The 24,498-nt window shown below is 73.0% G+C and carries 22 protein-coding genes; 15 read left to right on the top strand and 7 right to left on the bottom strand.

Annotated features, from left to right (window positions below):
* The first annotated feature begins 84 nt into the window (after positions 1-84).
* On the top strand, positions 85-678 hold the full coding sequence (locus tag ACFY61_RS26070) for a TetR/AcrR family transcriptional regulator (protein WP_389475623.1): 594 nt from the start codon (positions 85-87) through the stop codon (positions 676-678).
* Here the strand turns inward: ACFY61_RS26070 and ACFY61_RS26065 are convergent.
* Positions 668-1,642, bottom strand: a complete 975-nt coding sequence (locus tag ACFY61_RS26065) for an NAD(P)-dependent alcohol dehydrogenase (RefSeq protein WP_389475621.1) — start codon at positions 1,640-1,642, stop codon at positions 668-670. The two genes, ACFY61_RS26070 and ACFY61_RS26065, sit on opposite strands and share 11 nt — an antisense overlap.
* 138 nt (positions 1,643-1,780) lie before the next feature.
* On the bottom strand, positions 1,781-2,944 hold the full coding sequence (locus tag ACFY61_RS26060) for a PucR family transcriptional regulator (protein WP_389475619.1): 1,164 nt from the start codon (positions 2,942-2,944) through the stop codon (positions 1,781-1,783).
* Positions 2,945-3,098: 154 nt separating this feature from the next.
* Here ACFY61_RS26060 and ACFY61_RS26055 point away from each other — a divergent pair, with 154 nt between their 5' ends.
* Together ACFY61_RS26055 and pruA are read left to right on the top strand one after the other, a co-directional pair.
* Positions 3,099-4,025 (top strand): proline dehydrogenase family protein, encoded by a 927-nt coding sequence (locus ACFY61_RS26055; protein WP_389475617.1) that lies wholly within the window; start codon positions 3,099-3,101, stop codon positions 4,023-4,025.
* Between the two features lie 22 nt (positions 4,026-4,047).
* The gene (gene pruA, locus ACFY61_RS26050; protein WP_389475615.1) at positions 4,048-5,679 is read left to right on the top strand and encodes an L-glutamate gamma-semialdehyde dehydrogenase; all 1,632 of its coding nucleotides are present in this window, start codon (positions 4,048-4,050) and stop codon (positions 5,677-5,679) included.
* 77 nt (positions 5,680-5,756) lie between these two features.
* On the opposite strand, the gene ACFY61_RS26045 is transcribed toward pruA, so the two are convergent.
* Entirely contained in the window at positions 5,757-6,458 is a 702-nt protein-coding gene (locus tag ACFY61_RS26045) for a nitroreductase family protein (protein WP_389475613.1), read from the bottom strand.
* Between the two features lie 76 nt (positions 6,459-6,534).
* Between ACFY61_RS26045 and ACFY61_RS26040 the strand changes: the two genes are divergently transcribed.
* Positions 6,535-7,080, top strand: a complete 546-nt coding sequence (locus tag ACFY61_RS26040; protein WP_389475611.1) for a GNAT family N-acetyltransferase — start codon at positions 6,535-6,537, stop codon at positions 7,078-7,080.
* A gap of 75 nt (positions 7,081-7,155) precedes the next feature.
* Positions 7,156-8,412 (top strand): nitrate/nitrite transporter, encoded by a 1,257-nt coding sequence (locus ACFY61_RS26035; protein WP_389475609.1) that lies wholly within the window; start codon positions 7,156-7,158, stop codon positions 8,410-8,412.
* On the opposite strand, the gene ACFY61_RS26030 is transcribed toward ACFY61_RS26035, so the two are convergent.
* Together ACFY61_RS26030 and ACFY61_RS26025 are read right to left on the bottom strand one after the other, a co-directional pair.
* Positions 8,399-10,465, bottom strand: coding sequence for a phosphocholine-specific phospholipase C (locus ACFY61_RS26030; protein ID WP_389475607.1), 2,067 nt, complete (start codon positions 10,463-10,465; stop codon positions 8,399-8,401). The two genes, ACFY61_RS26035 and ACFY61_RS26030, sit on opposite strands and share 14 nt — an antisense overlap.
* Before the next feature lie 140 nt (positions 10,466-10,605).
* Positions 10,606-11,628, bottom strand: a complete 1,023-nt coding sequence (locus tag ACFY61_RS26025; RefSeq protein WP_389475605.1) for an NADP-dependent oxidoreductase — start codon at positions 11,626-11,628, stop codon at positions 10,606-10,608.
* Positions 11,629-11,754: 126 nt separating this feature from the next.
* Here ACFY61_RS26025 and ACFY61_RS26020 point away from each other — a divergent pair, with 126 nt between their 5' ends.
* The 5 genes from ACFY61_RS26020 (at position 11,755) to ACFY61_RS26000 (ending at position 16,245) form a co-directional block, all read left to right on the top strand.
* Positions 11,755-12,690, top strand: a complete 936-nt coding sequence (locus ACFY61_RS26020) for a LysR family transcriptional regulator (RefSeq protein WP_389475603.1) — start codon at positions 11,755-11,757, stop codon at positions 12,688-12,690.
* Positions 12,691-12,946: 256 nt separating this feature from the next.
* Positions 12,947-13,087 (top strand): hypothetical protein, encoded by a 141-nt coding sequence (locus ACFY61_RS26015; RefSeq protein ID WP_389475601.1) that lies wholly within the window; start codon positions 12,947-12,949, stop codon positions 13,085-13,087.
* Positions 13,088-13,160: 73 nt separating this feature from the next.
* Positions 13,161-14,201: a 3-isopropylmalate dehydrogenase gene (locus ACFY61_RS26010; protein ID WP_389475663.1), complete on the top strand. Its 1,041-nt coding sequence runs from the start codon at positions 13,161-13,163 to the stop codon at positions 14,199-14,201.
* 237 nt (positions 14,202-14,438) lie between these two features.
* A complete protein-coding gene (locus ACFY61_RS26005) occupies positions 14,439-15,524 on the top strand; it encodes a branched-chain amino acid aminotransferase (RefSeq protein ID WP_389475599.1) in 1,086 nt (361 codons plus the stop codon).
* Between the two features lie 292 nt (positions 15,525-15,816).
* A complete protein-coding gene (locus tag ACFY61_RS26000; protein WP_389475597.1) occupies positions 15,817-16,245 on the top strand; it encodes a hypothetical protein in 429 nt (142 codons plus the stop codon).
* Positions 16,246-16,323: 78 nt separating this feature from the next.
* Here ACFY61_RS26000 and ACFY61_RS25995 read toward each other — a convergent pair whose 3' ends face one another.
* Both ACFY61_RS25995 and ACFY61_RS25990 read right to left on the bottom strand, forming a co-directional pair.
* Positions 16,324-16,491 (bottom strand): hypothetical protein, encoded by a 168-nt coding sequence (locus ACFY61_RS25995; RefSeq protein WP_389475595.1) that lies wholly within the window; start codon positions 16,489-16,491, stop codon positions 16,324-16,326.
* 41 nt (positions 16,492-16,532) lie between these two features.
* Positions 16,533-17,945: a cytosine permease gene (locus tag ACFY61_RS25990; RefSeq protein ID WP_389475593.1), complete on the bottom strand. Its 1,413-nt coding sequence runs from the start codon at positions 17,943-17,945 to the stop codon at positions 16,533-16,535.
* Between the two features lie 151 nt (positions 17,946-18,096).
* On the opposite strand from ACFY61_RS25990, the gene ureA reads away from it, so the two are divergent.
* The 5 genes from ureA to cimA all read left to right on the top strand — a co-directional run bounded on the left by ureA (position 18,097) and on the right by cimA (position 24,267).
* On the top strand, positions 18,097-18,801 hold the full coding sequence (ureA, locus tag ACFY61_RS25985; protein ID WP_389475661.1) for an urease subunit gamma: 705 nt from the start codon (positions 18,097-18,099) through the stop codon (positions 18,799-18,801).
* 47 nt (positions 18,802-18,848) lie between these two features.
* Positions 18,849-20,531: an urease subunit alpha gene (locus ACFY61_RS25980; protein WP_389475659.1), complete on the top strand. Its 1,683-nt coding sequence runs from the start codon at positions 18,849-18,851 to the stop codon at positions 20,529-20,531.
* A gap of 17 nt (positions 20,532-20,548) precedes the next feature.
* Positions 20,549-21,607, top strand: a complete 1,059-nt coding sequence (locus ACFY61_RS25975; protein WP_389475591.1) for an agmatine/peptidylarginine deiminase — start codon at positions 20,549-20,551, stop codon at positions 21,605-21,607.
* 10 nt (positions 21,608-21,617) lie between these two features.
* Positions 21,618-22,226, top strand: a complete 609-nt coding sequence (locus ACFY61_RS25970; RefSeq protein ID WP_389475589.1) for a TetR/AcrR family transcriptional regulator — start codon at positions 21,618-21,620, stop codon at positions 22,224-22,226.
* 418 nt (positions 22,227-22,644) lie between these two features.
* Positions 22,645-24,267, top strand: coding sequence for a citramalate synthase (gene cimA / locus ACFY61_RS25965; protein WP_389475587.1), 1,623 nt, complete (start codon positions 22,645-22,647; stop codon positions 24,265-24,267).
* Positions 24,268-24,498 lie beyond the last annotated feature (231 nt).

Below are 24,498 nucleotides of genomic sequence, written 5' to 3'. Positions count from 1 at the left end.
TCATAAACGCTTGTCTAGAACACTCGTATAGAACGTCCGTATAGAACGGTCGTCTGGGACGGCCGTCTTGGTAGGGTCGCGGTCATGGGACACAAGGAAGATCTGCTCCAGGGCGCCAAGAAGTGCCTGGTCGAGAAGGGGTTCGTGCGCACCACCGCGCGCGACATCGTGAACGCCTCCGGCGCCAACCTGGCCTCGATCGGCTACCACTACGGATCCAAGGACGCCCTGCTCACCCAGGCCTTCGTGGAGCTCGTGCAGGACTGGGGCGACACCTTCCCCGCCGACCCGCCCGGCGAGCCCGGCTCGCTGGAGCGCTTCCGCGGGGTCTGGGAGGGGGTGCTGGCCGGCCGCGAGGCCGCCCAGCCGATCTGGGGCGCCACCCTGGAGGTGATCCTCCAGCCCGACCGGGTGCCGGAGCTGCGGGCCATGCTCGCCGCCTCCCAGGGCGAGGGCCGGCGCGGCCTGGTCTCGATGCTCACCGGCACCCCGGAGGAGGACCTCTCCGAACGCGACGTCCGCACCCTCGGCGCCTTCTACCAGGCGCTCCTCAACGGGCTGATGATCCAGTGGATGTTCGACCCGGAGTCCGCCGCGACCGCCGAGGAGCTCACCGAGGGCATGCGCCGGGCCGCCGAAGCGGTGCTGCGGCCCACGGGGCAGGAGTTCACACGGTGAGGACCACCTTCGCCCGGGCGTGCTCCACTTCCAGGTAGCGGATGGCCGCCGCGGCCTCGGCCAGCGGGAAGGTCCGGTCCACGACGGGGGTGACCCGCCCGGACTCCAGGAGGGCGCCGAGCGCGGCCAGGTTCTCCCGGCCCGGCTCCGCCGTCAGGACGCGCACCCGCCGATCCGTGAACCGGGACACCAGCTGACCCCTGACCAGCAGCGCCATCGGCCCGACCACGCTGCCCCCCTCGGACGTGCCGCCGCCCGACAGCACCAGGGTCCCGGCAGGCGCCAGCACCCGCCGGAGGTCCGCCAGTGACCGGTTGCCGACCAGGTCGAGGACGAGGTCGTACGTCCGGCCGGCCCGGGTGAAGTCCTCCCGGGTGTAGTCGACGACGCGGTCCGCGCCGAGCGACCGGACCAGCCCGGCGTTGCGCGTGCTGCACACGCCGGTGACCTCGGCGCCGAGCGCCTTCGCGATCTGCACCGCGAACGTCCCCACGCCCCCGGACGCGCCGTTGACCAGCACCGACTGCCCCGCCTCCAGCCGCCCCAGGTCGCGCAGGCCCATCAGCGCGGTGTTCCCCGCCAGTGGCACGGCGGCCGCCTGCTCGAACGTCAGGCCGGCGGGCTTGGGGCCGATCGCCCCGGCCGGGGCGCGGACGTACTCGGCGAACGCCGCGTCGGCCTCGCCGTACACCTCGTCGCCCTGCCGGAGCCCGGTCACCCCCCGCCCCACCGCCTCCACCGTGCCCGCGAAGTCACGGCCGCGGATCCGGACCTTCGGCCGGCGCACCCCGAGGACCAGGCGCGCCACGTACGGGTCGCCGCGCATCAGGTGCCAGTCGGCCGCGTTGACCGCCGCCGCCCGGACCCGCACGAGCACCTCCCCGTCACCCGGTTCGGGCCGCTCGACCTCCCGGTACTCCAGAACGTCGGGGGGACCGTACCGGTCCTGCACCATCGCCTTCATCAAGGGCCTCCGTGACGTCGCCTGTCGTGCGCTGCTCGCGACGGTAGGGCCCCGGACGGGCGCGGACATCAGGGACCGGCCCCGGATCCGCCCCGGACGGCGGCGGCCCCCGCGTACGCCCGGAGTCGGATGATCACGTCAACTTTCGTTGAAGCGGGCCGCCTTGAGGGCCATGTGCAGCAGCAGCCGGTCCTCGCCCTCGTCCAGGTCCAGCCCGGTCAGCTGCTCCACCCGGGACAGCCGGTAGTACAGGGTCTGACGGTGGATGCCCAGGGCCGCCGCCGCCCGGCCCGCCTGCCCCGCGCAGTCCAGGAAGACCTCGGCCGTGCGGGCGAGTTCGGGATGCGCCGGACCGAGCAGCGCCCGCGCCGCCGGGTCCTGGGCCGGGTCGGCCGTCAGCGACGCCAGCATCCGGTACGCGCCGATCCCCGACCAGAGGGCCACCGGGCCCAGCCGCGGCTGGGCCAGCGCCGCCCGGGCGGCGGCCGTCGCCTGCTCCCAGGCCTCCGGCAGCCCCGCCAGGTCGCGCACCGCCTCGCCCACCCCGGCCGCCGACCGCGCCGGGCCGCCCGGCGCCCCGGCGTCCCGCGGCAGCAGGCGCGTCGCGGCGTTCACCGCCGGGGTCAGCGTGTCCGCCGCCCGCAGCCTGACCAGCACGGCCAGCGCCCGGCCGGGGCCCTCCAGCGGGGCCGTGGCCACCGCCGCCGCGCCCGGCACCGTGCCCGGCGCGTCCCCGGTCCACGGTGCCACGCACACCAGGGCGTGCGGCCCCTCCGCGCCCGGGCCCAGCGCCGTACGCAGCGCCCCCACCGCCATGTCCCGCTGCCAGCCCCGCCCGGGGGCCAGCGCCGCCAGGAACTCCCGGGACAGGTCGGCGCCCGCCTTGGCCTCCGCGGCCAGCAGCACCCCGATCCGCTCGGCCACCTCCATGGCGGCGGCCAGCTGCTCGGCGTCCGGGCCGGGACCGGGCTCCGGGTCGAGGAGCCACACGTAACCGTGCACGATCCCGCGGAACCGCACCGGGAGGCAGATCCGCCCGCGGAACACCCCGGCCTCCGGTGCCGCCGGGATCCGCACCGGGCCGGTGGCGCGGGCGATGCCGAACCCCTCGAACCAGGAGCGGACGGCGGCCGTGGACTGGCGGGTCAGGATCGACCGGGTCCGCACCGGGTCCACCGCCAGGTCGTCCTCGCTGTCGTGGGCCCCGAAGGCGATCAGACGGAAATCCCGGTTCTCCAGGGTCGCGGGGGCGCCCAGCAGCGCCGAGATCTCGTCGACCAGGTCCTGGTAATCGCCCTTCACGCGGCACATTCTCCCACCTGGACACTCCCGTCTCAGACATCTGTATGAGATCCGGGCCACGGATGCGTGACAGGTGTCGATGGCAGAGGATCGAACCGATCCTTAGGTTTCACGGTGGTTTCACTTGCTTTCTGCCACCCGTTGGAGGTGCCCCGTGCTGGGTCCCGTGATTCTGGCCGCCTCGCGCAGCGAGAAGATGCGCCGAATCGTCTCTGCCGCCCCGGTGACCAAGCCCGTGGTCAATCGCTTCATCCCCGGCGAGACGGTCGACCAGGTCATCCCGATCGTCACCGACCTGGCCGCCAAGGGGCTGGAGGTCACCCTCGACGTGGTGGGCGAGGACATCACCACGGTGGAGCAGTCCCACGCCGCCCGCGACGCGTACCTGGAGCTCGTCGAGCGCCTGGCCGAGCTGGGCCTGGGCACCCGGGCCGAGATGTCCGTCAAGCTCTCGATGTTCGGCCAGGCGCTGCCCGGCGGCCACGAGCTGGCCCTCGCCAACGTCCGCCCGGTCGTCGAGGCCGCCGCCGCCATCGGCACCACCGTCACCCTGGACGCCGAGGACCACACCACCCTCGACTCGATGTTCGCCATCCACGAGGAGCTGCGGAAGGACTTCCCGCAGACCGGCTGCGTCATCCAGGCCTACCTCTTCCGCACCGAGGCCGACGCCCGCCGCCTCGCCGCGAACGGCAGCCGCGTCCGCATCGTCAAGGGCGCCTACAAGGAGCCCGCCGAGGTCGCGTACCAGGACAAGGCGGAGATCGACAAGGCGTACGTCCGCATCCTGAAGATCCTGATGGAGGGCGAGGGCTACCCGATGATCGGGTCGCACGACCCGCGCCTGATCGCCATCACCCAGGAGCTGGCCCGCAAGGCCGGCCGCAAGCTGGACGAGTACGAGTTCCAGATGCTCTACGGCATCCGCGGCGAGGAGCACCTGCGGCTGGCCGCCGAAGGCCACCGCATGCGCGTCTACACCGCGTACGGGACCGACTGGTACGGCTACTTCATGCGCCGCCTGGCCGAGAAGCCGGCCAACCTGCTCTTCTTCGTCCGCTCGATGATCACCAAGAACTAGGAACCAGGGAGTCTGAAGACCCATGGACGCTGTAACCCAGGTCCCCGCGCCGGTCAACGAGCCGGTCCACTCGTACGCCCCCGGCAGCGCCGAGCGCTCCCGCCTGGAGGCCCAGCTCAAGCTCCTGGCCGAGAACCCCATCGACCTCCCGATGACCATCGGCGGCGAGAAGCGCATGGGCGGCGGCGACCGCTTCGACGTCGTCCAGCCGCACGACCACAAGAAGGTCCTCGGCACCTACGCCAACGCCACCGAGGACGACGCCCGCGACGCCGTCGAGGCCGCCCTGGCCGCCGCGCCGGCCTGGCGCGCCATGTCCTTCGACGACCGCGCCGCGATCATCCTGCGCGCCGCCGAGCTGCTGGCCGGCCCGTGGCGCGAGAAGATGGCCGCGTCCACCATGCTCGGCCAGTCCAAGACCGCCCAGCAGGCCGAGATCGACACCCCGTGCGAGCTCGTCGACTTCTGGCGCTTCAACGTGCACTTCGCCCGGCAGATCCTCGCCGAGCAGCCGGCCGCGAACTCCCCCGGCGTGTGGAACCGCAGCGACCACCGCCCCCTGGAGGGCTTCGTCTACGCGATCACGCCGTTCAACTTCACGGCCATCGCCGGCAACCTGCCGACCGCCCCGGCCCTGATGGGCAACGTGGTCGTGTGGAAGCCGTCCCCGACCCAGACCCACTCCGCGGTCCTGCTCATGGAGCTCCTGGAGGAGGCGGGCCTGCCCAAGGGCGTCATCAACCTGGTCACCGGCGACGGCATCGCCGTCTCCGAGGTCGCCCTGAACCACCCCGACCTCGCCGGCATCCACTTCACCGGCTCCACCAAGACCTTCCAGTACCTGTGGAAGACGGTCGGCAACAACATCGAGAAGTACAAGTCCTACCCGCGCCTGGTCGGCGAGACCGGCGGCAAGGACTTCGTCGTCGCCCACCCCTCCGCCGACCGCGCGATCCTCAAGACCGCCCTGACCCGCGGCTCCTTCGAGTTCCAGGGCCAGAAGTGCTCGGCCTCCTCCCGCGCCTACATCCCGGCCTCCATCTGGAACGACGGCTTCAAGGAGCAGTTCGCGGCCGAGGTCGACGGCATCTCCATGGGCCCGGTCACCGACCTGTCCAACTTCATCGGCGCCGTCATCGACGACCGCTCCTTCGCCAAGAACAAGGCCGCGATCGACCGCGCGAAGGCCGACCCGACCTGCACCATCGTCGCCGGCGGCAGCTACGACGACTCCGAGGGCTACTTCGTCCGCCCGACCGTCATCGAGTGCACCGACCCGGAGAACGAGGTCTTCACCACCGAGTACTTCGGCCCGATCCTCGCCGTCCACGTCTACGAGGACGAGAAGTACGACGAGATGCTCGCCCAGATGGAGTCCGTCTCGGCGTACGCCCTCACCGGCTCCGTCATCGCCGCCGACCGCTACGCGGTGGCCCACACGATGGACAAGCTCCGCTTCGCCGCGGGCAACTTCTACATCAACGACAAGTCCACCGGCGCCGTCGTCGGCCAGCAGCCCTTCGGCGGCGGCCGCGCCTCCGGCACCAACGACAAGGCCGGCGCCGCGCTGAACCTGCTCCGCTGGACCTCGACCCGCTCCATCAAGGAGACCCTGGTCCCGCCGACCGAGTACGGCTACCCCCACATGGGCTGACCCGGCCCCGCTGAACCCCGCCCCCGCTCCGGTACCCCCAAGTCCGGAGCGGGGGCGGTCCCCATTCCGGGGGGGGCTCAGACCTCCACCATGACCTGGTCCAGCGACTTGCGGACCAGGTCCGGCACCTCGCAGTCCTCCGCCGGATAGCCCACCGGGATCACCGCGAAGGCCTTCTCGTTCTCGGGCCGGCCGAGGACCTCGCCGAGGAAGCGCATCGGGCTCGGCGTGTGCACCAGGGCGGCCAGCCCCGACAGGTGCAGGGCCGACAGCAGCATGCCGACCGCGATGCCGACCGACTCGTCCACGTAGTAGTGCTTCCGCTTGGTGCCGTCCCCTCCGAGCCAGTACCGCTGCTGGAACACCACGACCAGCGCCGGGGCGTCCGTCAGGTGCGCCTTCACCGCGTCCGTGCCCAGCGGGCGCAGCGCCGCCAGCCACTCCTCGCCGAGCCGCCCGTCGTACGACAGGGTCTCCTCGCGCTCGGCGGCCTCCCGGATCCGGGCGCGCACCTCGGGATCCTTCACCAGGACGAAGGTCCACGGCTGCTGGTGCGCCCCCGACGGAGCGGTCGCGGCACAGGCGACGGCGTCCCGCACCACCTGCTCCGGGACCGGGTCGGTGGAGAACTGCCGTACGGTCCGCCGCTCGTCCATCCGCTGCCGCAGCCGGGCCGCCCGGGCCAGGGACTCGGCCCCCGGCATCCGGGCGGGACGGTAGGCGACGGGACGGTAGGGCTCGCCATGGGTGGGCGTCCACTGCTGGTTGCTGGTCGACATGCGCCGAGTCTGCCCAACTGGTCTGGACCTGACCAGATCCCTGCCGGCCGGAATCGGGCCGGGGGACACTGCTTCCATGACCGGTACGCGGACACACCTCGCCCACACCTCCCAGCTGGGCGACCACACCCTCAAGGAGGTGCGGGCGCTGCTGGACGAGGCCTTCGAGGGCGACTTCTCCGACGAGGACTTCGAACACGGACTCGGCGGCATGCACGCCCTCCTCTACGAGGGCGACCGGCTCCTCGCGCACGGCAGCGTCGTCCAGCGGCGCGTCCTGCACGCCGGGCACGCGCTGCGCACCGGCTACGTGGAGGCCGTGGCGGTACGCCCGGACCGCCGCCGCCGGGGACTGGGCACGGCGGTGATGGCGGAGCTGGAGCGGGTGGTCGAGCGGGCCTACGTGCTCGGCGCCCTGTCGGCCTCCGACGAGGGGGCCGGGCTGTACCGGAGCCTGGGCTGGACCGTGTGGGGCGGACGGATCGGCGCGCTCGGGCCGGACGGGCCGGTGCGGCTGCCGGAGGAGGAGGGCTCCACCTGGCTGTGGACGCCGCCCGGCACGGCCCTCCCCGAGCCGGACGGGACGCTGTGGTTCGACTGGCGCGACGGCGACGTGCTGTAGCCGCCGCCCGGCGGGCTCCTCCGTACGGCCCAGTCCCGCGCGCCGGGAGGGCGGGGCCCTTCCTAGCGTGGTCTCGTGGAAACCGCCCAGGAGAACCGGACGCCGCCCGCCGCCTACCTGAACCTGGCCGTGGTCACGGTCGGGTTCACCCTGACGTTCTGGGCCTGGGACCTGATCGCCCCGCTCGCCGGCGACTACGGGGACCGGCTCGGCCTGAGCTCGTTCCAGCAGTCGCTGCTGGTGGCGGTGCCGGTGCTCGTCGGCTCGCTGGGGCGGGTGCCGGTCGGCGCCCTCACCGACCGGTACGGCGCCCGGCTGATGTTCCCGCTGGTCTCCGCGCTCACCATCGTGCCGGTGCTGCTGCTGGTGCCGACCCGCGACTCGTACCCGGCGACCCTGGCCGTCGCCTTCCTGCTCGGCATCGGCGGCACGACCTTCGCCATCGGCGTGCCCCTGGTCAACTCCTGGTTCCCGCCCGAGCGCCGGGGCTTCGGCCTCGGCGTGTTCGGCATGGGCATGGGCGGGGTGGCGCTGTCCGGCTACTTCACCCCCCGGATCGCCCGGCACGGCGAGAACCTGCCGTTCCTCGTGGTCGCGGCGGCCCTCGCGGTGTACGCCCTGCTGGCCGCCGCGCTGGTGCGGGACCGGCCGGACCGGCCGATGCCCACCGCCCCGCTCGGCCGGCGGCTCGCCGGCGCCGGCCGGCTCCGGGTGACCTGGGAGCTGTCCGCCCTCTACGCCATCGGCTTCGGCGGGATCGTCGCCTTCGGGGTGTACCTGCCCACCTACCTGAAGACCTGGTACGGGCTGACGCCGACGGACGCGGGGACCAAGGCCGCCGGGTTCGCCCTGCTGACCGTGGTCTTCCGGCCGTTCGGCGGCTGGCTGGCCGACCGCGTCCACCCGGCCGTGGTCACCTCCGCCGCCCTCGGGTGCGTCGCCCTCCTCGCCGTCGTCCAGGCCTTCGACCCGGCGCTGGACCCCGTCGGGACGATCTGCCTGCTGTGCATCGCGGCCGGCCTGGGCACCGCCAGCGGCAGCGTGTTCGCCCTGGTCTCCCAGGTCACCCCGCAGCCGCAGGTCGGCAGCGTCACCGGCATCGTGGGGGCGGTCGGCGGCCTGGGCGGGTTCGTGCCGCCGCTCGTCATGGGTGCCGTGTACGCCGCCGAGGACTCGTACTCGATCGGTTTCATGCTGCTGTCGGACCTGGCCCTGGCCGGCTGCGTGTACGCCTACGGGAGGATGCGCACCGTGCGGCCGGCCGTGGCGGAGTCCGGGGCGGAGTCCGGGGCCGGGGCCGGGGCGGGGGCGGGGGCGGTCAGGACCCGGTGACGCTGGGCGCGCCGGTCTCGATGTGGCCCGTGTAGCGGCGCGACCAGGTGCCGTCGGCGTCGGCCAGGACCGTGAAGTCGTACCAGCCGCCCGCGTAGGCGACGGCGTTGAAGAAGTCCTCCCGGGAGGAGCCCGCCGGGACGGTGTAGGTCCACGGGCCGTCCGACCGGTAGGCGTTGGAGCGGATGGTGAAGGTGACCGGGGAGGCGGAGGCGTTGGTCATCCGGAACCAGACCGCCTGCTTGCCGGTGCCCGGCTCGACGGCGTAGCGGGCGGCCACCTCCAGCGCCTTGCCCGGCTTGGTGGCGTCGCCGGTGAAGCGGCGCAGGAAGCGGTTGGGCCCGTGCATGGAGATGTCGTACTTGCCCAGGCCGTGGCCGAGCCCGATGTGGAAGTGGTCGGTGGCCGTGGTGCCCGGGTCCACCGTGTACTGCCAGGCGGCGGTGTCCCGGTGCTGGTGGGGGTGGATCGAGAAGTGCGCCGCCCGCCTCGCCTGGGGCCCGGTGTTGGACATCGAGAACCAGGCGGTGATCCGGCCGGCCGCCCCGAACTCCAGCCGGTCCAGGTTGCCGTTCGGCTGGTAGGGCAGGGCGCGGGCCGGACGGTTGCCCGGCTCCTGGACCGGCAGCGCGTTGTCCTGCGGGACCGGGTTGGGCATCGGCGCGCAGGTGGACTGGCCGATCACCTCCGTGGTGGGCGGCAGGCCGGTGGGTACCCCGTACACGGGCCGGGCGAAGTCGAAGACGCCGGTCAGGTCCCCGGTCACCTTGCGTCGCCAGGCGCTGATGTTCGGGCAGAGCGCCGGCTTGCCGAGGGCAGTGGACCAGGTCTCCATGAACCGGATCACGGAGGTGTGGTCGAAGACCTCCGAGCTGACCCAGCCGCCGCGGGTCCATGGGGACATCACGAGCATGGGCACCCGGAAGCCGAGGCCGACGGGCACGCCGTCCAGGTACTCGCCGGGGGTGCCGGGCGGGGCGACGGGCGGCGGCACGTGGTCGAAGAACCCGTCGTTCTCGTCGTAGTCGAGGAACAGCACGGTCGAGTCGAAGACCTCCGGGTCGGCGGCCAGCGCCCGGTAGACCAGGTCGACGAAGTGGGCGCCGTCGCCGGGCGGTGCGTACGGGTGCTCCGAGAAGGCCTCGTTGGCGACGATCCACGAGACCTGGGGCAGGGTGCCCGCGAGGACGTCGGCGCGGATCGCGGCGGCGATGTCGGTGTGGGTGGCGCCGGTGGTGCGGGGCACCGAGGCCATGCCCTTGTCGTGCCAGGGCGTGCCGGGGGCCGCCTCCGCGAACTTCGTGAAGTAGGCCAGGCCGTTGTCCCCGTAGTTGTCCTGGGCGTTCTGGTAGACCCGCCAGGAGATGCCGGCCCGCTCCAGCGCCTCCGCGTACGTCTCCCAGGTCAGTCCCGACTCGTCGCCGCCGTCCTTGCTGGAGGCGTCGATCCGGCCGCTCCACAGGAACGTGCGGTTGGGGCCGGTGGCGCTCAGCGCGGAGCAGAAGTACGCGTCGCAGATGGTGTAGTGGTCGGCGAGGGCGTAGTGGAAGGGGATGTCCTCGCGGTCGAGGTACCCCAGGGTGCGGGTGCTGCCGACGCCCGTGACCCAGTTGTCCATCCGGCCCCGGTTCCAGGCCGCGTGCTGGGAGGTCCAGCTGTGCGGGAGGTCCCCGGTGCACTGGGCGAGGGTGTCGCCGTCCACGCCGCCGGCCGGCGGGGTGTCCGACAGCTTCCACGGGTAGTGCCGGCCGCCCCAGTTCGGCTGGTGGAACATGCCCCAGCCGCCGGGCAGGTTGCCGGCCGCCCGGTCGCCGAAGCCGCGGACGCCCCTGAGCCGGCCGAAGTAGTGGTCGAAGCTCCGGTTCTCCTGCATGAGGACCACCACGTGCCGCACGTCGGTGATGCCGCCGGTCGCGGCCCGTGCCGCCGCCGACCGGGCGGAGGGCGCGGCCGCCCGTGCCGCCGGCGCGCCGGGCAGCGCCGTCCCCGCGACCACCCCGGCCCCGACCCCGGCCCCGATCCCGACGAACCCCCTGCGGCTGATGGGTGTCATGCCCGCCCCTCGTGTGCCGCGCGCCCCTGCGGCACGTCGGGGCAAGGGTGGGGGAGCGCTGTCCAAAGGTCCAGGTGCGTGCGGTAACGCGTCGGTGAACTCCCGGGGTGAACTCCCGGGGTGAACTTCCGGGGCGCGCTTCAGCCGGTCACCTCCACCAGCATCTTGCCGGTGTTCTGCCCGTGCAGCATCCCGACGAACGCCTCCACCGTCCGGTCGAAGCCCTGGACGACCGTGGCGTCCACGCCGACCGAACCACTGCGCAGGTGCGGGACCAGGAAGTCCTCCAACTCCTCCTGCAGATCGGTGTGGTGGCTGACCAGTACGCCTTCCAGGCGCAGCGACTTGTGCACCACCTCGAAGAGGTTGCGGGGCGCGGCGGGTGCCCGGTCGGTGTTGTACATCGAGATCGCGCCGACCCAGGCGATCCGCCCGAACTCGCGCAGCGCCCCGATGGCGCCCTCCAGGTGGTCCCCGCCGACGTTGTCCACGTAGACGTCGATGCCGTCCGGCGCGGCCGCCGCCAACTGCTCGGCCACCGGCCCGTCGTGGTAGTCGAAGGCCGCGTCGAAGCCGAGGTCCCCGGTCAGCCGGCGCACCTTGGCGGCCGACCCCGCGCTGCCGATGATCCGGCGGGCGCCGAGCAGCCGTGCGATGTGCGCGGTGGCCACCCCGACCCCGCCCGCGGCGGCCGACACGAACAGGTCCTCGCCCTCGCGCAGCCGCGCGACGCGGGTGAGGGCGGCGTACGCGGTCAGGCCGGTGCCGCCGAGGACGCTCAGGTACGCCGAGAGCGGGACCCCGGCGTGGCCGCGCAGCTTCCGCGTGCCGTCCACGCCGGCGGTCACCAGGGCGTGGGTGCGCCAGCCCTGCCGGTGGAAGACCAGGTCGCCCTCGGCCAGGCCCGGGTCGAGGGAGGCGAGGACCCGGCCCACCGCACGGCCCTCCAGCGGTGCGTGGAGCGCGAACCCGCCCTCGCCGCCGTCCATCATGCCCCGGTGGTACGGGTCGACCGACAGTTGGAGGTTCTCGACCAGGGCGGTGCCGGGCACGGGGGCGGGGACGGGCTGCTCGACGTAGGCGAAGTCGGCGGCGGTGGGGAAGCCGGTGGGACGGGCGATCTGGTGGACGGCGTACGCGGTGCCGGCGGTGTGGTTCGTCATGCCGCAGACGCTAGGGAGGAATCCCGCGGCCGGGCAGCGGGTTGGGCTCATGGCGGCCGCACATCCATGAGCGGCGCTCATACACCGAGGTGGGGACCGATGGGACCGATGAGGCCGATGAGGCCGATGGAGCCGACGGAGCCGATGGCGGACCGTGAGACGACCGAACTCGCACCGCGGGAGCTGCGGGTCCTGGTGGCCGTAGCCGAGACCGGCGGCTTCTCCGCCGCCGCCGGACGCCTCGGCCTGACCCAGTCGGCCGTCTCGCACTCCGTGCGCGGCAGCGAGACCCGGCTCGGGGTGGTGCTCTTCGACCGCGGCCGCTCCGGCGCCCGCCCGACCCCGGCCGGGGAACGGGCCGTCGCCCATGCCCGCCGCATCCTGCGGATGTACGAGGCGCTGGCCGCCGAGGCCCGCGCCGCGGCGGCCGGCGGCCCGCCCGGCGGCGACGGCCCGGTCGCCGGCGTGCTCCGCATCGCCGCCTTCCGCAGCGCGGCGCTGCACCTGCTGCCGCCCGTCCTCACGCGGCTCACCGCCCGGCACCCCGGGCTCCGCCCCGAGGTGCGCGTGGTCCGCGAGCTGCGCGCCGGCACCGCCGGCGAGGTCGCCGAAGGCCGCGCGGACCTGGGCATCGCCACCCTGGGCGGCTCGGCGGAGGTGCCGGCCGGGCTGCTGAGCGGGGTGCTCGCCGAGGAGCCGTACGCCCTCGTGCACCCGGCAGGCCACCCCGACCCCAGGGCGCTGCCGCTGCTGGACTGGGACGAGAACTGCGGCTCGTACACCCGCGCCTGGTGGCGGGAGCAGGACTGGATCCCCACCGCCACGGTCAAGGCGGAGGACGACGGGATGGTCCTCACCATGGTGGAACGCGGGCTGGGCATGGCGATCATGCCGGCGCTGTCACTGGCCGTGGCCGGCGACCGGGTCGGCGTCACCGACCTCGGCCCCGGCCGGCCCACCCGTTCGGTGGGTTACGTCACCAGCCGCGAACAGGCCGCCCGTCCCGCCGTGAAGGCGCTGGTCCGCGAGCTGCGGGCGGAGCGGGACCGGCTGCGGGGGTGACCTGAGCGGGTGACCTGCCCGGGTGATCCCCGTCTCAGATACTAGGAAGTCCGAGTAATTGCGGAGACAGACAGCGCGGACTGTCCTAGCTTTGTAGGAGCCGAACGTCTCGCCGATCCGGCGAATGGCGGCCGTGAGCGCGCGCCCTGCGCAGGCAACCCCTGCGGCGATCCGCTCCCCGCCCCTTCCGGCGCCTTGAAGGAACCCCCTCATCCGTGGCCTCCCGCCACGCCGTGATCTCAAGGAGTCGATCACCATGCACACCACCGCCCCCGCAGCCCGGTCCGCCCGCCGCGTCCGCCACTCCGCCACCGCCGACGCCGACCGCCGCAACGCCGCCGCCGCCCTCCAGCGCGCCCTGGACCGCCGCGACAACGGCGGCTCCACCGGCCACTGACGCGCGTGACATGTTGCGTCCACATGGTGGACGCAACATGTCTGAAGGCTGGGACAAGGAGTACGGTGCCGACATGTCGACCAGCATCAATCTCGCAGTGATCCCCGGCGATGGCATCGGCCAGGAAGTCGTGGCGCAGGGCCTCAAGGTCCTCACCGCCGTCCTGCCCCAGGATGTGAAGCTGGAGACCAAGGAGTACGACCTCGGCGCCCAGCGCTGGCACCGCACCGGCGAGACCCTCCCGGACGCCGAGCTGGACGCCCTCAAGCACCACGACGCCATCCTGCTGGGCGCCATCGGCGACCCCTCGGTCCCCTCCGGCGTCCTGGAGCGCGGTCTGCTGCTGAAGCTCCGCTTCGCCTTCGACCACTTCATCAACCTGCGCCCGTCGAAGCTGTTCCCGAACACCGCGACCCCGCTGGCCGGCCGCCCCGAGATCGACTTCGTCGTCGTCCGAGAGGGCACCGAGGGCCCCTACACCGGCAACGGCGGCTCGCTGCGCACCGGCACCCCCGCCGAGGTCGCCACCGAGGTCAGCGTCAACACCGCCTACGGTGTGGAGCGCGTGGTCCGCGACGCCTACGAGCGCGCCAACGCCCGGCCCCGCAAGAAGCTGACGCTGGTCCACAAGAACAACGTCCTCGTGTACGCGGGCCACCTGTGGAAGAACATCTTCGACCGGGTCGGTCAGGAGTACCCCCAGGTCACCACCGACTACCTGCACGTCGACGCCGCGACGATCTTCTTCGTCACCCAGCCCGAGCGGTTCGACGTCATCGTCACGGACAACCTCTTCGGTGACATCCTCACCGACCTGGCCGCCGCCGTGACCGGCGGGATCGGCCTGGCCGCCTCCGGGAACATCAACCCGACCGGCGCCTTCCCGTCCATGTTCGAGCCCGTCCACGGCTCGGCCCCGGACATCGCGGGCACCGGCAAGGCCGACCCGACCGCGACGATCCTCTCCGTCGCCCTCCTGCTGCGCCACCTCGGCTACGAGGCCCAGGCCGCCCGCATCGAGGACGCCGTCTCCGCCGACCTGGCCGAGCGCGACGGGACCTTCCGGTCCACCGACCGGATCGGCGACGCGCTCGCCGCGCGAGTAGCCGGCTGACCCGGCGAGCACGGTTCCACCGGAGAACCAGCCGCCGGGTCGCGATCCCCGCACCCGGCGGCTTTCCCTGTGCGTCCCCGGGTGCCACCATCTCCCCTGGGCCCGCACTCAACGTTTCTCCGAAGACCGCTCCCGCGCGATAATCGAACGCGAGGCCGCGGAATCCGGGGAAGCTCGGACGTCCTAGTACGTCGTGAGCGCGGTCCGCCATACACACACGGTGAAGGACAAGCACTCATGACGACGCCCACGATCGAGCTCAAGCCCTCCTCGAACCCGCTGTCCGACGCGGAGCGCGAGGCGATCCTGGCCAGCCCCGGATTCGGCCGCCACTTCACCGACCACATGGTCACCATCAAGTGGACCGAGGGCCGCGGCTGGCACGACGCCGAGCTGGTCCCGTACGCGCCGCTGTCGATCGATCCGGCGAACATGACCCTGCACTACGCGCAGACGATCTTCGAGGGCCTGAAGGCCTACCGCCAGCCCGACGGCACCGTCGCCACCTTCCGCCCGCAGGCCAACGCCGAGCGCTTCCAGGCCTCGGCCCGCCGCATGGCCATGCCCGAGCTGCCCACCGAGCTGTTCATCGAGGCCTGCGACGCGCTCATCAAGCAGGACCGCGCCTGGGTCCCGGACTCCGGCGAAGCCTCCCTGTACCTGCGGCCGTTCATGTTCGCGACCGAGGTCGGCCTGGGCGTGCGGCCGGCCAACGAGTTCCTCTTCATGGTGATCGCCTCCCCGGCCGGCGCCTACTTCCCCGGTGGCGTCAAGCCGGTCTCCGTCTGGCTCTCCGAGGAGTACGTCCGCGCCGTCAAGGGCGGCACCGGCGCCGCCAAGACCGGCGGCAACTACGCGGCCTCCCTGGTCGCGCAGGCCGAAGCCGCCGGGCACGGCTGCGACCAGGTCGTCTGGCTCGACGCGGTGGAGCACCGCTGGGTCGAGGAGATGGGCGGCATGAACCTGTACTTCGTGTACGGCGACCGCATCGTCACCCCCGAGCTGACGGGCTCCCTCCTCCCCGGCATCACCCGCGACTCCCTGCTCACCATCGCGCGGGACCTCGGCTACACCGCCGAGGAGGGCCGGATCTCCACCGAGGACTGGAAGCGGGACACCGAGAACGGCACCCTCACCGAGGTGTTCGCCTGCGGCACCGCCGCCGTCATCACCCCCGTCGGCTCCGTCCGGTCCGAGCGCGCCAACTGGACCCAGGGCGACGGCACCCCCGGCGAGGTCACCATGCGGCTGCGCAAGGCGCTGCTGGCCCTCCAGACCGGCCACGCCACCGACACCCACGGCTGGATGCACCCGCTCGGCTGACGCGCCGGCGCACGACGGGGCCCCCGCCTTCGGGCGGGGGCCCCGTCCTGCGTCCGGGGCCGGGGGCGCGGCGGGAGCGCGCCGCCGGCAGCCGTACGCACCCGTCCGGGAGGGCGGCTCCGGGCGGGTGTACCCGGACGGGCGGCTCGGGATGCCGGACAGGTCGCCCCGTGCGAGTTTGGTGGCGGTGCCGGTCCGGCGCCGCTCGTGCGGCGCGGCCGGCGCCGTACGCCCCGACCGGGGTGAGATTCTCGTGCGCCGGCTCGGCGAGCCGGCGGGAAGGCGGATCCCCATGAAGCGCTTCGTTGCTTCCGGCCTGCTCTGCGCCGCAGTGGTACTCGGGGCCACCGCGTGCTCCAGCGACGACAGCACCCCGCAGGAAGAGGCCACCGAGGCCGCGGCCGAGCTGTGCACCAACCTCAACGAGCTCAAGGCCGACAGCGCCAAACTCAAGGCGCTGGACCCGTCGACGGCGACGAAGGACCAGCTAAAGGAGGCCCACGACGCCGTCCAGGAGGACTGGTCGAACGTCAAGGAGAACGCCGCCGCGATGAAGGAGGCCGAGCGCAACGCCGTCACCTCGGCCGCCGAGGACCTGAAGAAGGCCTACGAGGACCTGCCGGGCGACACCACGGGCCAGCAGGCCGTCACCCAGCTCCAGCCGCAGATCCAGACGCTCGACCAGTCGGTCCTGAGGGCGAGCACCTCCCTGCGCTGCTGAGCGCCGCGCCCACGTGGAAGGCCCCCGGAGCCGCTGCTCCGGGGGCCTTCCACGTGGGCGCGGGGGCCGGAGGGCCGGTCAGCGGCCCGTGTCGTCCGCGGAGCGGTCGCCCTCCTCGCGCTCGGTCCGCCGCCTGCGCTCGCCGCGGACCTCGGTCCGCGCGTCCACGACGGTGTCGCCGAACGCGTAGGCCAGCCCCGCGATCCCCCTGACGACCTTGCCCATGACGTACGCGAGCTCTTCCACAGCGCCTCCCCGTGTCCCGTGTCTTCCCGTGTCCCGTGCCGTCAGTCGACGGCCAGTGCGGCCTCCCGGACCGGCTCGGTCCGGGCGGTCAGCGCCGCGTACACCACGCCGCCGACCAGCCCCGACAGGACGAAGCTGAGGTCCACCCCGCCGGTGAGGGCCAGTAGCGGGCCCTCGTACAGCGGGGTCGACACGGCGGCCAGGCCCACCACCGCACCCGCCGCCCAGGAGGCGGTGGCACGGACGTTCCACCCGGCGCTGTACCAGTAGACGCCGCCACGGGCCCTGCGGTTGAACACCTGGAGCGCGTCCGCGTCGTACTCGCCGCCGCAGCGGGCGTAGCCGATCAGGGTGACCACCGCCCAGGGCGTTCCGAGCGCCGTGAGCAGCAGGACGAAGGAGGTCATCGCGGCCTGGGCGCTCCAGGCGAAGGAGCCGAGGAAGACGAAGCCGGTGGCCACGGCCGCGGCCACCAGCGTGGCCGTCGTGCGGGTGACCCGCGGCACGATCGCGTCGAGGTCCAGGCCCATGGAGTAGAGCATCAGGCCGGCGTTGCCCACCGAGCCGGCCGCGGCGGCCACGAACAGCGGCACCAGGTACCAGAAGGGCGCGGCGTCGACCAACGGCCCGGCGTAGTCCAGGCCGGCCCGCGCGGCGAGCGCGGTGTACGTGCCGAACAGCTGCGGGACCAGCAGACCGGTCAGCAGCCCCAGACAGGTGGCCCACAGGACCTTGCGGGAGCCGTGCCGGGCGGGGGAGACGTAGCGGGTGTAGTCGCCCAGCAGGGTGATGAAGGCGACGGGCCCGCTCAGCCCGGCCGCGACGGCGGCGAGCACCCAGGTCGGCCAGAAGGAGCCCAGCAGGTAGCCGCCGGTGTCCGGCGGGGCGGCGGTGGTGAAGTCGCCGGCGTACGCGAGGACGCCCAGGGCGAGCAGCGCCAGCATGGCGACGGACAGCAGCTTGCTCATGCGCAGCAGCAGCCGGTAGCCGAACACGGCCCCCACCACGGTGCAGGCGGCCAGCACGCCGTACATCAGCGCGCGGGAGGCGCCGCCGTCGGGCAGCCCGGTCAGCCGGGACAGTGCGCCGACCATGACGTCGCCGCCGATCCAGAGCGTGAGCGCGGTGTAGCCGAGGGAGAGCAGCAGCCCGACCACCGAGCCGACCAGCCGGCCGCGGACGCCGAACTGGGCGCCGCTGGAGGTGGACAGGTTGGTGCCGGTGCGCAGCGACACGAGCGCCAGCGGCGCGGTGAACGCGATGCCGACCACGGTGCCGGTCACGATGGCGGTCACCGACGGCCACAGGCCGAGCCCGAAGGACGGGGGCAGCCAGCCGAAGACGATCACACCGAGGCAGAGGTTGGACCCCAGGAGGATCGCGACCAGGTCGCGCGGGGAGCTGGTGCGCTCCTCCTCCGGGATGGTGTCGACTCCGCGCTTTTCTACGGGCATGGGGGGACTCCCTGGCGGGGCGGGGGCGGGGGGACCGTTGTTTTGAGTGACACTCAATGTGACGCACCCCCGCCGGTCAGGTCAATGGTTCCTGGATGGGCGACGAAGAGTTAGAGTGATGCTCTAAACCTTGACCTTGGAGGTGGACGTCGTGCGGCTGACCCCAACGGAGCGCGACCGGCTGCTGCTGTTCAGCGCGGCGGAACTGGCCCGCGCCCGTCGCGCGCGCGGCCTGCGGCTCAATGTCCCGGAGGCGACCGCGCTGATCGCGGACACGGTCTGCGAGGCCGCGCGCGACGGCAAGCGGCTGGCCGAGGCCATCGAGGCCGCCCGCAGCGTGCTCGGACCCGAGGACGTCCTGCCGGGCGTGGCCGACGTGGTCACCGAGATCCACGTGGAGGCCGTCTTCGACGACGGCTCCCGCCTCGCCGTGGTGTCCGCGCCCATCCGGGGCGCCGTCGGGCTGGGTGACGACGCGCCCGGCGCCGTGGTGCCCGGCCCCGAGACCCCGGCCCCCGAACCGGAGCTCCGGCTGACCGTCCGCAACACCGCGACCGTGCCGGTCAGCGTGACCTCGCACTTCCACTTCTTCGAGGCGAACCCCCGCCTCGACTTCGACCGGGCCGCCGCCTACGGCATGCGGCTCTGCGTGCCGGCCGGCTCCTCCGTCCGCTTCGACGCGGGGGGCGAGTTCGAGGTCGGACTGGTGCCCATCGGCGGCGACCGCGTCGCGATCGGCTTCGCCGGCCTGGTCGACGGCCCCCTCGACGCCCCCGGAGCGAAGGAAGAGGCCCTGCGCAAGGCCGCCGCCTGCGGCTACCTCGGCGCCCCGGCCCCGGAAGGAACGGACGCGTGAGCAAGAAGACCAAGCACAGCGACCACTGTGCGCCGGGCAGCCGGCACATCGACCCGCACGAGTACGCCTCCGTCTTCGGCCCCCGGGCCGGCGACCGCGTCCGGCTCGGCGACTCGGGCCTGACCGTACGGGTCGAGTCGGACGCGCAGAAGCCCGGCGACGAGTTCCTCGCCGGCTTCGGCAAGACCGCCCGCGACGGACTCCACCTGAAGGCCGCCGCCGTCCGCGAGACCTGCGACGTCGTCATCAGCAACGTGCTGGTCATCGACGCCGTCCTCGGCATCCGGAAGGTGTCCGTCGGCATCCGCGAGGGCCGCATCCACGCCATCGGCCGGGCCGGCAACCCCGACACCCTCGACGGCGTCGACGTGGTCGTCGGCACCGGCACCAGCATCGTCTCCGGCGAAGGCCTCATCGCCACCGCCGGCGCCGTCGACACCCACGTCCACCTGCTCTCCCCGCGGATCATGGAGGCCTCGCTGGCCGCCGGCGTCACCACCGTGATCGGCCAGGAGTTCGGCCCGGTCTGGGGCGTCGGAGTCAACTCCCCGTGGGCGCTCAAGCACGCCTTCAACGCCTTCGACGCCTGGCCCGTCAACATCGGCTTCCTCGCCCGCGGTTCGTCCTCCGACGCCGCCCCGTTGGTGGAGGCGCTGGCCGAGGGCGGAGCCAGCGGCTTCAAGGTCCACGAGGACATGGGCGCCCACACCCGCGCCCTGGACACGGCCCTCCGGGTGGCCGAGGAACACGACGTACAGGTGGCCCTGCACTCGGACGGCCTCAACGAGTGCCTCTCCGTCGAGGACACCCTGCGCGTGCTGGAAGGCCGCACCATCCACGCCTTCCACATCGAGGGCTGCGGCGGCGGGCACGTCCCCAACGTCCTGAAGATGGCCGGCGTGCCGAACGTCATCGGCTCCTCCACCAACCCCACCCTGCCCTTCGGCCGGGACGCCGTCGCCGAGCACTACGGCATGATCGTCTCCGTCCACGACCTCAAGCCCGACCTGCCCGGCGACGCCGCCATGGCCCGCGACCGCATCCGGGCCGGGACCATGGGGGCCGAGGACGTCCTGCACGACCTGGGCGCCATCGGCATCACCTCCTCCGACGCGCAGGGCATGGGCCGGGCCGGCGAGACCGTCCGCCGCACCTTCGCGATGGCCGCCAAGATGAAGGCCGAGCTCGGCCCGCTCGAGGGTGACGGCGAGGGCGACGACAACGCCCGCGTCCTGCGCTACATGGCCAAGCTGACCATCAACCCGGCCATCGCCCACGGCCTCGCCCACGAGATCGGCTCCATCGAGGTCGGCAAGCTCGCCGACATCGTGCTGTGGCGCCCGGCGTTCTTCGGCGCCAAGCCCCAGCTCGTCCTCAAGTCCGGATTCCCCGCCTACGGCGTCACCGGCGACCCCAACGCCGCCACCGACACCTGCGAACCCCTGGTGCTCGGCCCGCAGTTCGGCGCCCACGGCGCCACCGCGGCCGACATCTCCGTCGCCTTCGTCTCGGCCGCCGCCGCGGCCCTCGGCGGCGACGCCATGCCGACCCGCCGACGCCGCGTCGCCGTCCGCGGCACCCGCGGCATCGGACCCAAGGACATGCTCCTCAACTCCCGGGTGGGCGCGGTCGACGTCGACGCACGCAGCGGCCTCGTCTCCCTCGACGGGGAGCCGCTCCGCTCCGAAGCCGCCGACTCGGTCTCCCTCAACCGCCTGTACTTCCTGTAGCAGCAAGGACCCCCACCATGACCGCAACGCCCGAGAAGCCCGCCGACGCCGGATTCCGGATGCCCCCCGAGTGGGCCCCGCACGAGCGCACCTGGATGGCCTGGCCCAGCCCCAACCCCACCTTCACCAACGACGAGGAGCTCGCCGAGGCCCGCGACGCCTGGGGCTCGGTCGCCCGCGCCGTCAGCGGCTTCGAACCGGTCACCCTGGTCGTGTCGCCCGGCGACACCGAGGGCGCCCGCGCCGTCGTCGGCGCCGGCGACAAGCACCCCATCGAGATCGTCGAGCGCGAGCTCGACGACGCCTGGATGCGCGACATCGGCCCCACCTTCGTCACCAGCGCCCAGGGCGAGCTCGCCGCCGTCGACTGGACCTTCAACGGCTGGGGCGCCCAGGAATGGGCCCGCTGGGACAACGACTCCAAGATCGCCCGGCACGTCTCCGACCTCGCCGGCACCCGCACCTTCTCCACCCCCCTGGTCAACGAGGGCGGCGCCATCCACGTCGACGGCGAGGGCACCGTCCTGCTGACCGACACCGTCCAGCTCGGCGAGGGCCGCAACCCCGACTGGACCCGCGAGCAGGTGGAGCGGGAGATCCACGCCCACCTCGGCACCACCAAGGCGATCTGGCTGCCGTACGGCCTGGCCGGCGACTACGGCACCTACGGCACCCAGGGCCACGTGGACATCGTCGCCGCGTTCGCCCGCCCCGGCGTGGTCATGGTCCACACCCAGCCCGACCCCGCCCACCCCGACCACGAACGGTGCAAGTTCATCGCCGCCCTGCTGCGCGCCTCCACCGACGCCCGGGGCCGGCAGCTGGAGGTCGTCGAGATCCCCGCGCCCACCGTCCTGGAGGAGGACGGCGAGTGGGTCGACTACTCCTACATCAACCACTACCAGTGCAACGACGGCATCGTCCTGTGCGCCTTCGACGACCCGCGCGACGAGGAGGCCGCCGAGATCTTCCGCGGACTGTTCCCCGAGCGGACCGTGCAGCTCGTTGACGCACGTACGATTTTCGCCGGGGGTGGCGGTATCCACTGCATCACCCAGCAGCAGCCGAAGGTGTGAGGGAGTGGTCATGGCGGCGGGTGGAGCACGTGCGACGCGGCGGAACGCGCCGCCGCGCGAGGAGGTCCTCGCCGCCGCCATGGCCATGATCGCCGAACGCGGCCTGGACGGCCTCACCATGGCCGGCCTCGGCCGTGAGGTCGGCATGAGCAGCGGCCACCTCCTGTACTACTTCCGCAGCAAGGACGAGCTGCTGCTGCAGACCCTGGAGTGGAGCGAGGCCGCGCTCGGCAGCGAACGCAGGGCGCTGCTCTCCCGGCGCGGCCCGGTCCGTGAACGCCTGGAGGCGTACGTCGACCTGTACGTCCCCCGCTTCGCCCGCGACCCGCACTGGACGCTCTGGCTGGAGGTCTGGAACCGCTCGCAGGACGCGGGGCCCGAGGAGCGGGAACGGCAGGCGGCGATCGAGGGGGCCTGGCACCGCGACCTGGTCGCCCTCGTCGCGGAGGGCATCTCGCGCGGCGAGTTCCGCCCGGTGGACGCGGACCGCTTCGCGACGCGGGCGCGGGCGCTGCTGGACGGGTTCAGCCTCCAGCTGGCGGTGGGCCTGCCGACCCTCACCCGCGAAGAGATCCTCACCCACGTCCACGACCACTTCACAGCCTCCCTGGCCCCCTGACCCCCTGACGCCCGTCGCGGCCGCCGCCGGTGTGGGCGGCGCCCGGCACCCGGCGGCCCGGACCAACGCGGCGGCGAGCCGGCGGGCCGCACGGAGGCGGCGGGCCGCATCGCGCGGCGGGGGTGACCGCATCGTGAGACCGGCGGCGCGCCCCGCGAGACGTGTGGCAAACTGCGACCGTGCTTGCTCAGCCCATGATTATCGGCAGCAGCGCGCCGGTCCCCAGTGACCGCTGACCCGTGGACAACCTCCGCGGCCGCGGCCACCGTGCCCCAGACCCGCGCGCAGACCTCTCGCACCCGCGAGGGGTCTTTTCGTTTACCGGCGCCATTCCGGCCGGAAGCGGCCCGCGCGCGATGATGGGGGCAAGTGGATCCCGGGCATCCGGAGCCACTCACCCGACAGGAGCCAGATCAGCATGACGACCACAGAGGCGACAGGGACGAAGCCGGTCCTCGACGACGGTTTCCACGTCTTCGACACCACGCTCCGGGACGGCGCGCAGCGCGAGGGCATCAACCTCACGGTCGCCGACAAGCTGACCATCGCCCGGTACCTCGACGAGTTCGGCGTCGGCTTCATCGAGGGCGGCTGGCCCGGCGCCAACCCGCGCGACACCGAGTTCTTCGCCCGCGCCCGCGCCGAGATCGACTTCAGGAACGCCCAGCTGGTCGCCTTCGGCGCCACCCGCCGGGCCGGCGGCTCCGCCGCCGAGGACCCCCAGGTGCGGGCCCTCCTGGCGTCCGGCGCCCCCGTCATCACCCTGGTCGCCAAGTCCCACGACCGGCACGTCGAACTGGCCCTGCGCACCACCCTGGACGAGAACCTGGAGATGGTCCGCGACACCGTCTCCCACCTGGTCGCCCAGGGCCGCCGCGTGTTCGTCGACTGCGAGCACTTCTTCGACGGCTACCGCGCCAACCCCGAGTACGCGAAGTCCGTGGTCCGCACCGCCCACGAGGCCGGCGCCGACGTGGTCGTCCTCTGCGACACCAACGGCGGCATGCTCCCGGCGCAGGTCACCGCGGTCGTCTCCACCGTCCTCGCCGACACCGGCGCCCGCCTCGGCATCCACGCCCAGGACGACACCGGCTGCGCCGTCGCCAACACCCTGGCCGCCGTCGACGCCGGCGCCACCCACGTCCAGTGCACCGCCAACGGCTACGGCGAACGCGTCGGCAACGCCAACCTCTTCCCCGTGGTCGCCGCCCTGGAGATCAAGTACGGCCGCAAGGTCCTCCCCGACGGCGCGCTGGCCGAGATGACCCGGATCTCCCACGCCATCGCCGAGGTCGTCAACCTCACCCCCTCCACCCACCAGCCGTACGTCGGCGTCTCCGCCTTCGCCCACAAGGCCGGCCTGCACGCCTCCGCGATCAAGGTCGACCCCGACCTGTACCAGCACATCGACCCCGAACTGGTCGGCAACACCATGCGGATGCTGGTCTCCGACATGGCCGGCCGGGCCTCCATCGAGCTCAAGGGCAAGGAGCTCGGCGTGGACCTCGGCGGCGACCGCGCCCTGGTCGCGCGCGTGGTGGAGCGGGTCAAGGAGCGCGAGCTGGCCGGTTACACCTACGAGGCCGCCGACGCCTCCTTCGAGCTGCTGCTCCGCGCCGAGGCCGAGGGCCGGGCCCGCCGCTTCTTCCGCATCGAGTCCTGGCGGGCGATCGTCGAGGACCGCCCGGACGGCACGCACGCCAACGAGGCCACGGTGAAGCTGTGGGCCAAGGGCGAGCGCATCGTGGCCACCGCCGAGGGCAACGGCCCGGTGAACGCCCTGGACCGGGCCCTGCGCGTGGCCCTGGAGCGGTTCTACCCGCAGCTGGCCAAGTTCGAGCTGGTGGACTACAAGGTCCGCATCCTGGAGGGCGCCCACGGCACCTCGTCCACCACCCGCGTCCTCGTCACCACCACCGACGGCGAACGCGACTGGAACACGGTCGGCGTGGCCGCGAACGTCATCGCCGCCTCCTGGCAGGCCCTGGAGGACGCCTTCACCTACGGCCTCCTCCACGCCGGAGTCCAGCCCGCCGAGTAACCGTTCCGCGGCCGGCAGCAGGCCTCCGCGCGATGCTGCCGGAGCTCCTTCCGGGACATCGCCCGGCGACCGGCCGTTCCAAGTCACCGGCCGCCGGCACCCGACCCGTCCGCGTCGGCGTTTCTCTCGCCCTTCACGAGCTCCACCCCCTCCGCCGGAGCACAGGCGCGCGGGGCGGAAGATGTCGGTGGATTGCTTTATGCACCCTTAACGCCGGAATTAGCCCGTTCG

The organism is Streptomyces sp. NPDC012888, from assembly GCF_042900645.1.
Lineage (GTDB): Bacteria > Actinomycetota > Actinomycetes > Streptomycetales > Streptomycetaceae > Streptomyces.
The sequence above is the reverse complement of the archived record's forward strand: the minus strand, read 5'-3'. Positions and strand labels throughout refer to the sequence as shown.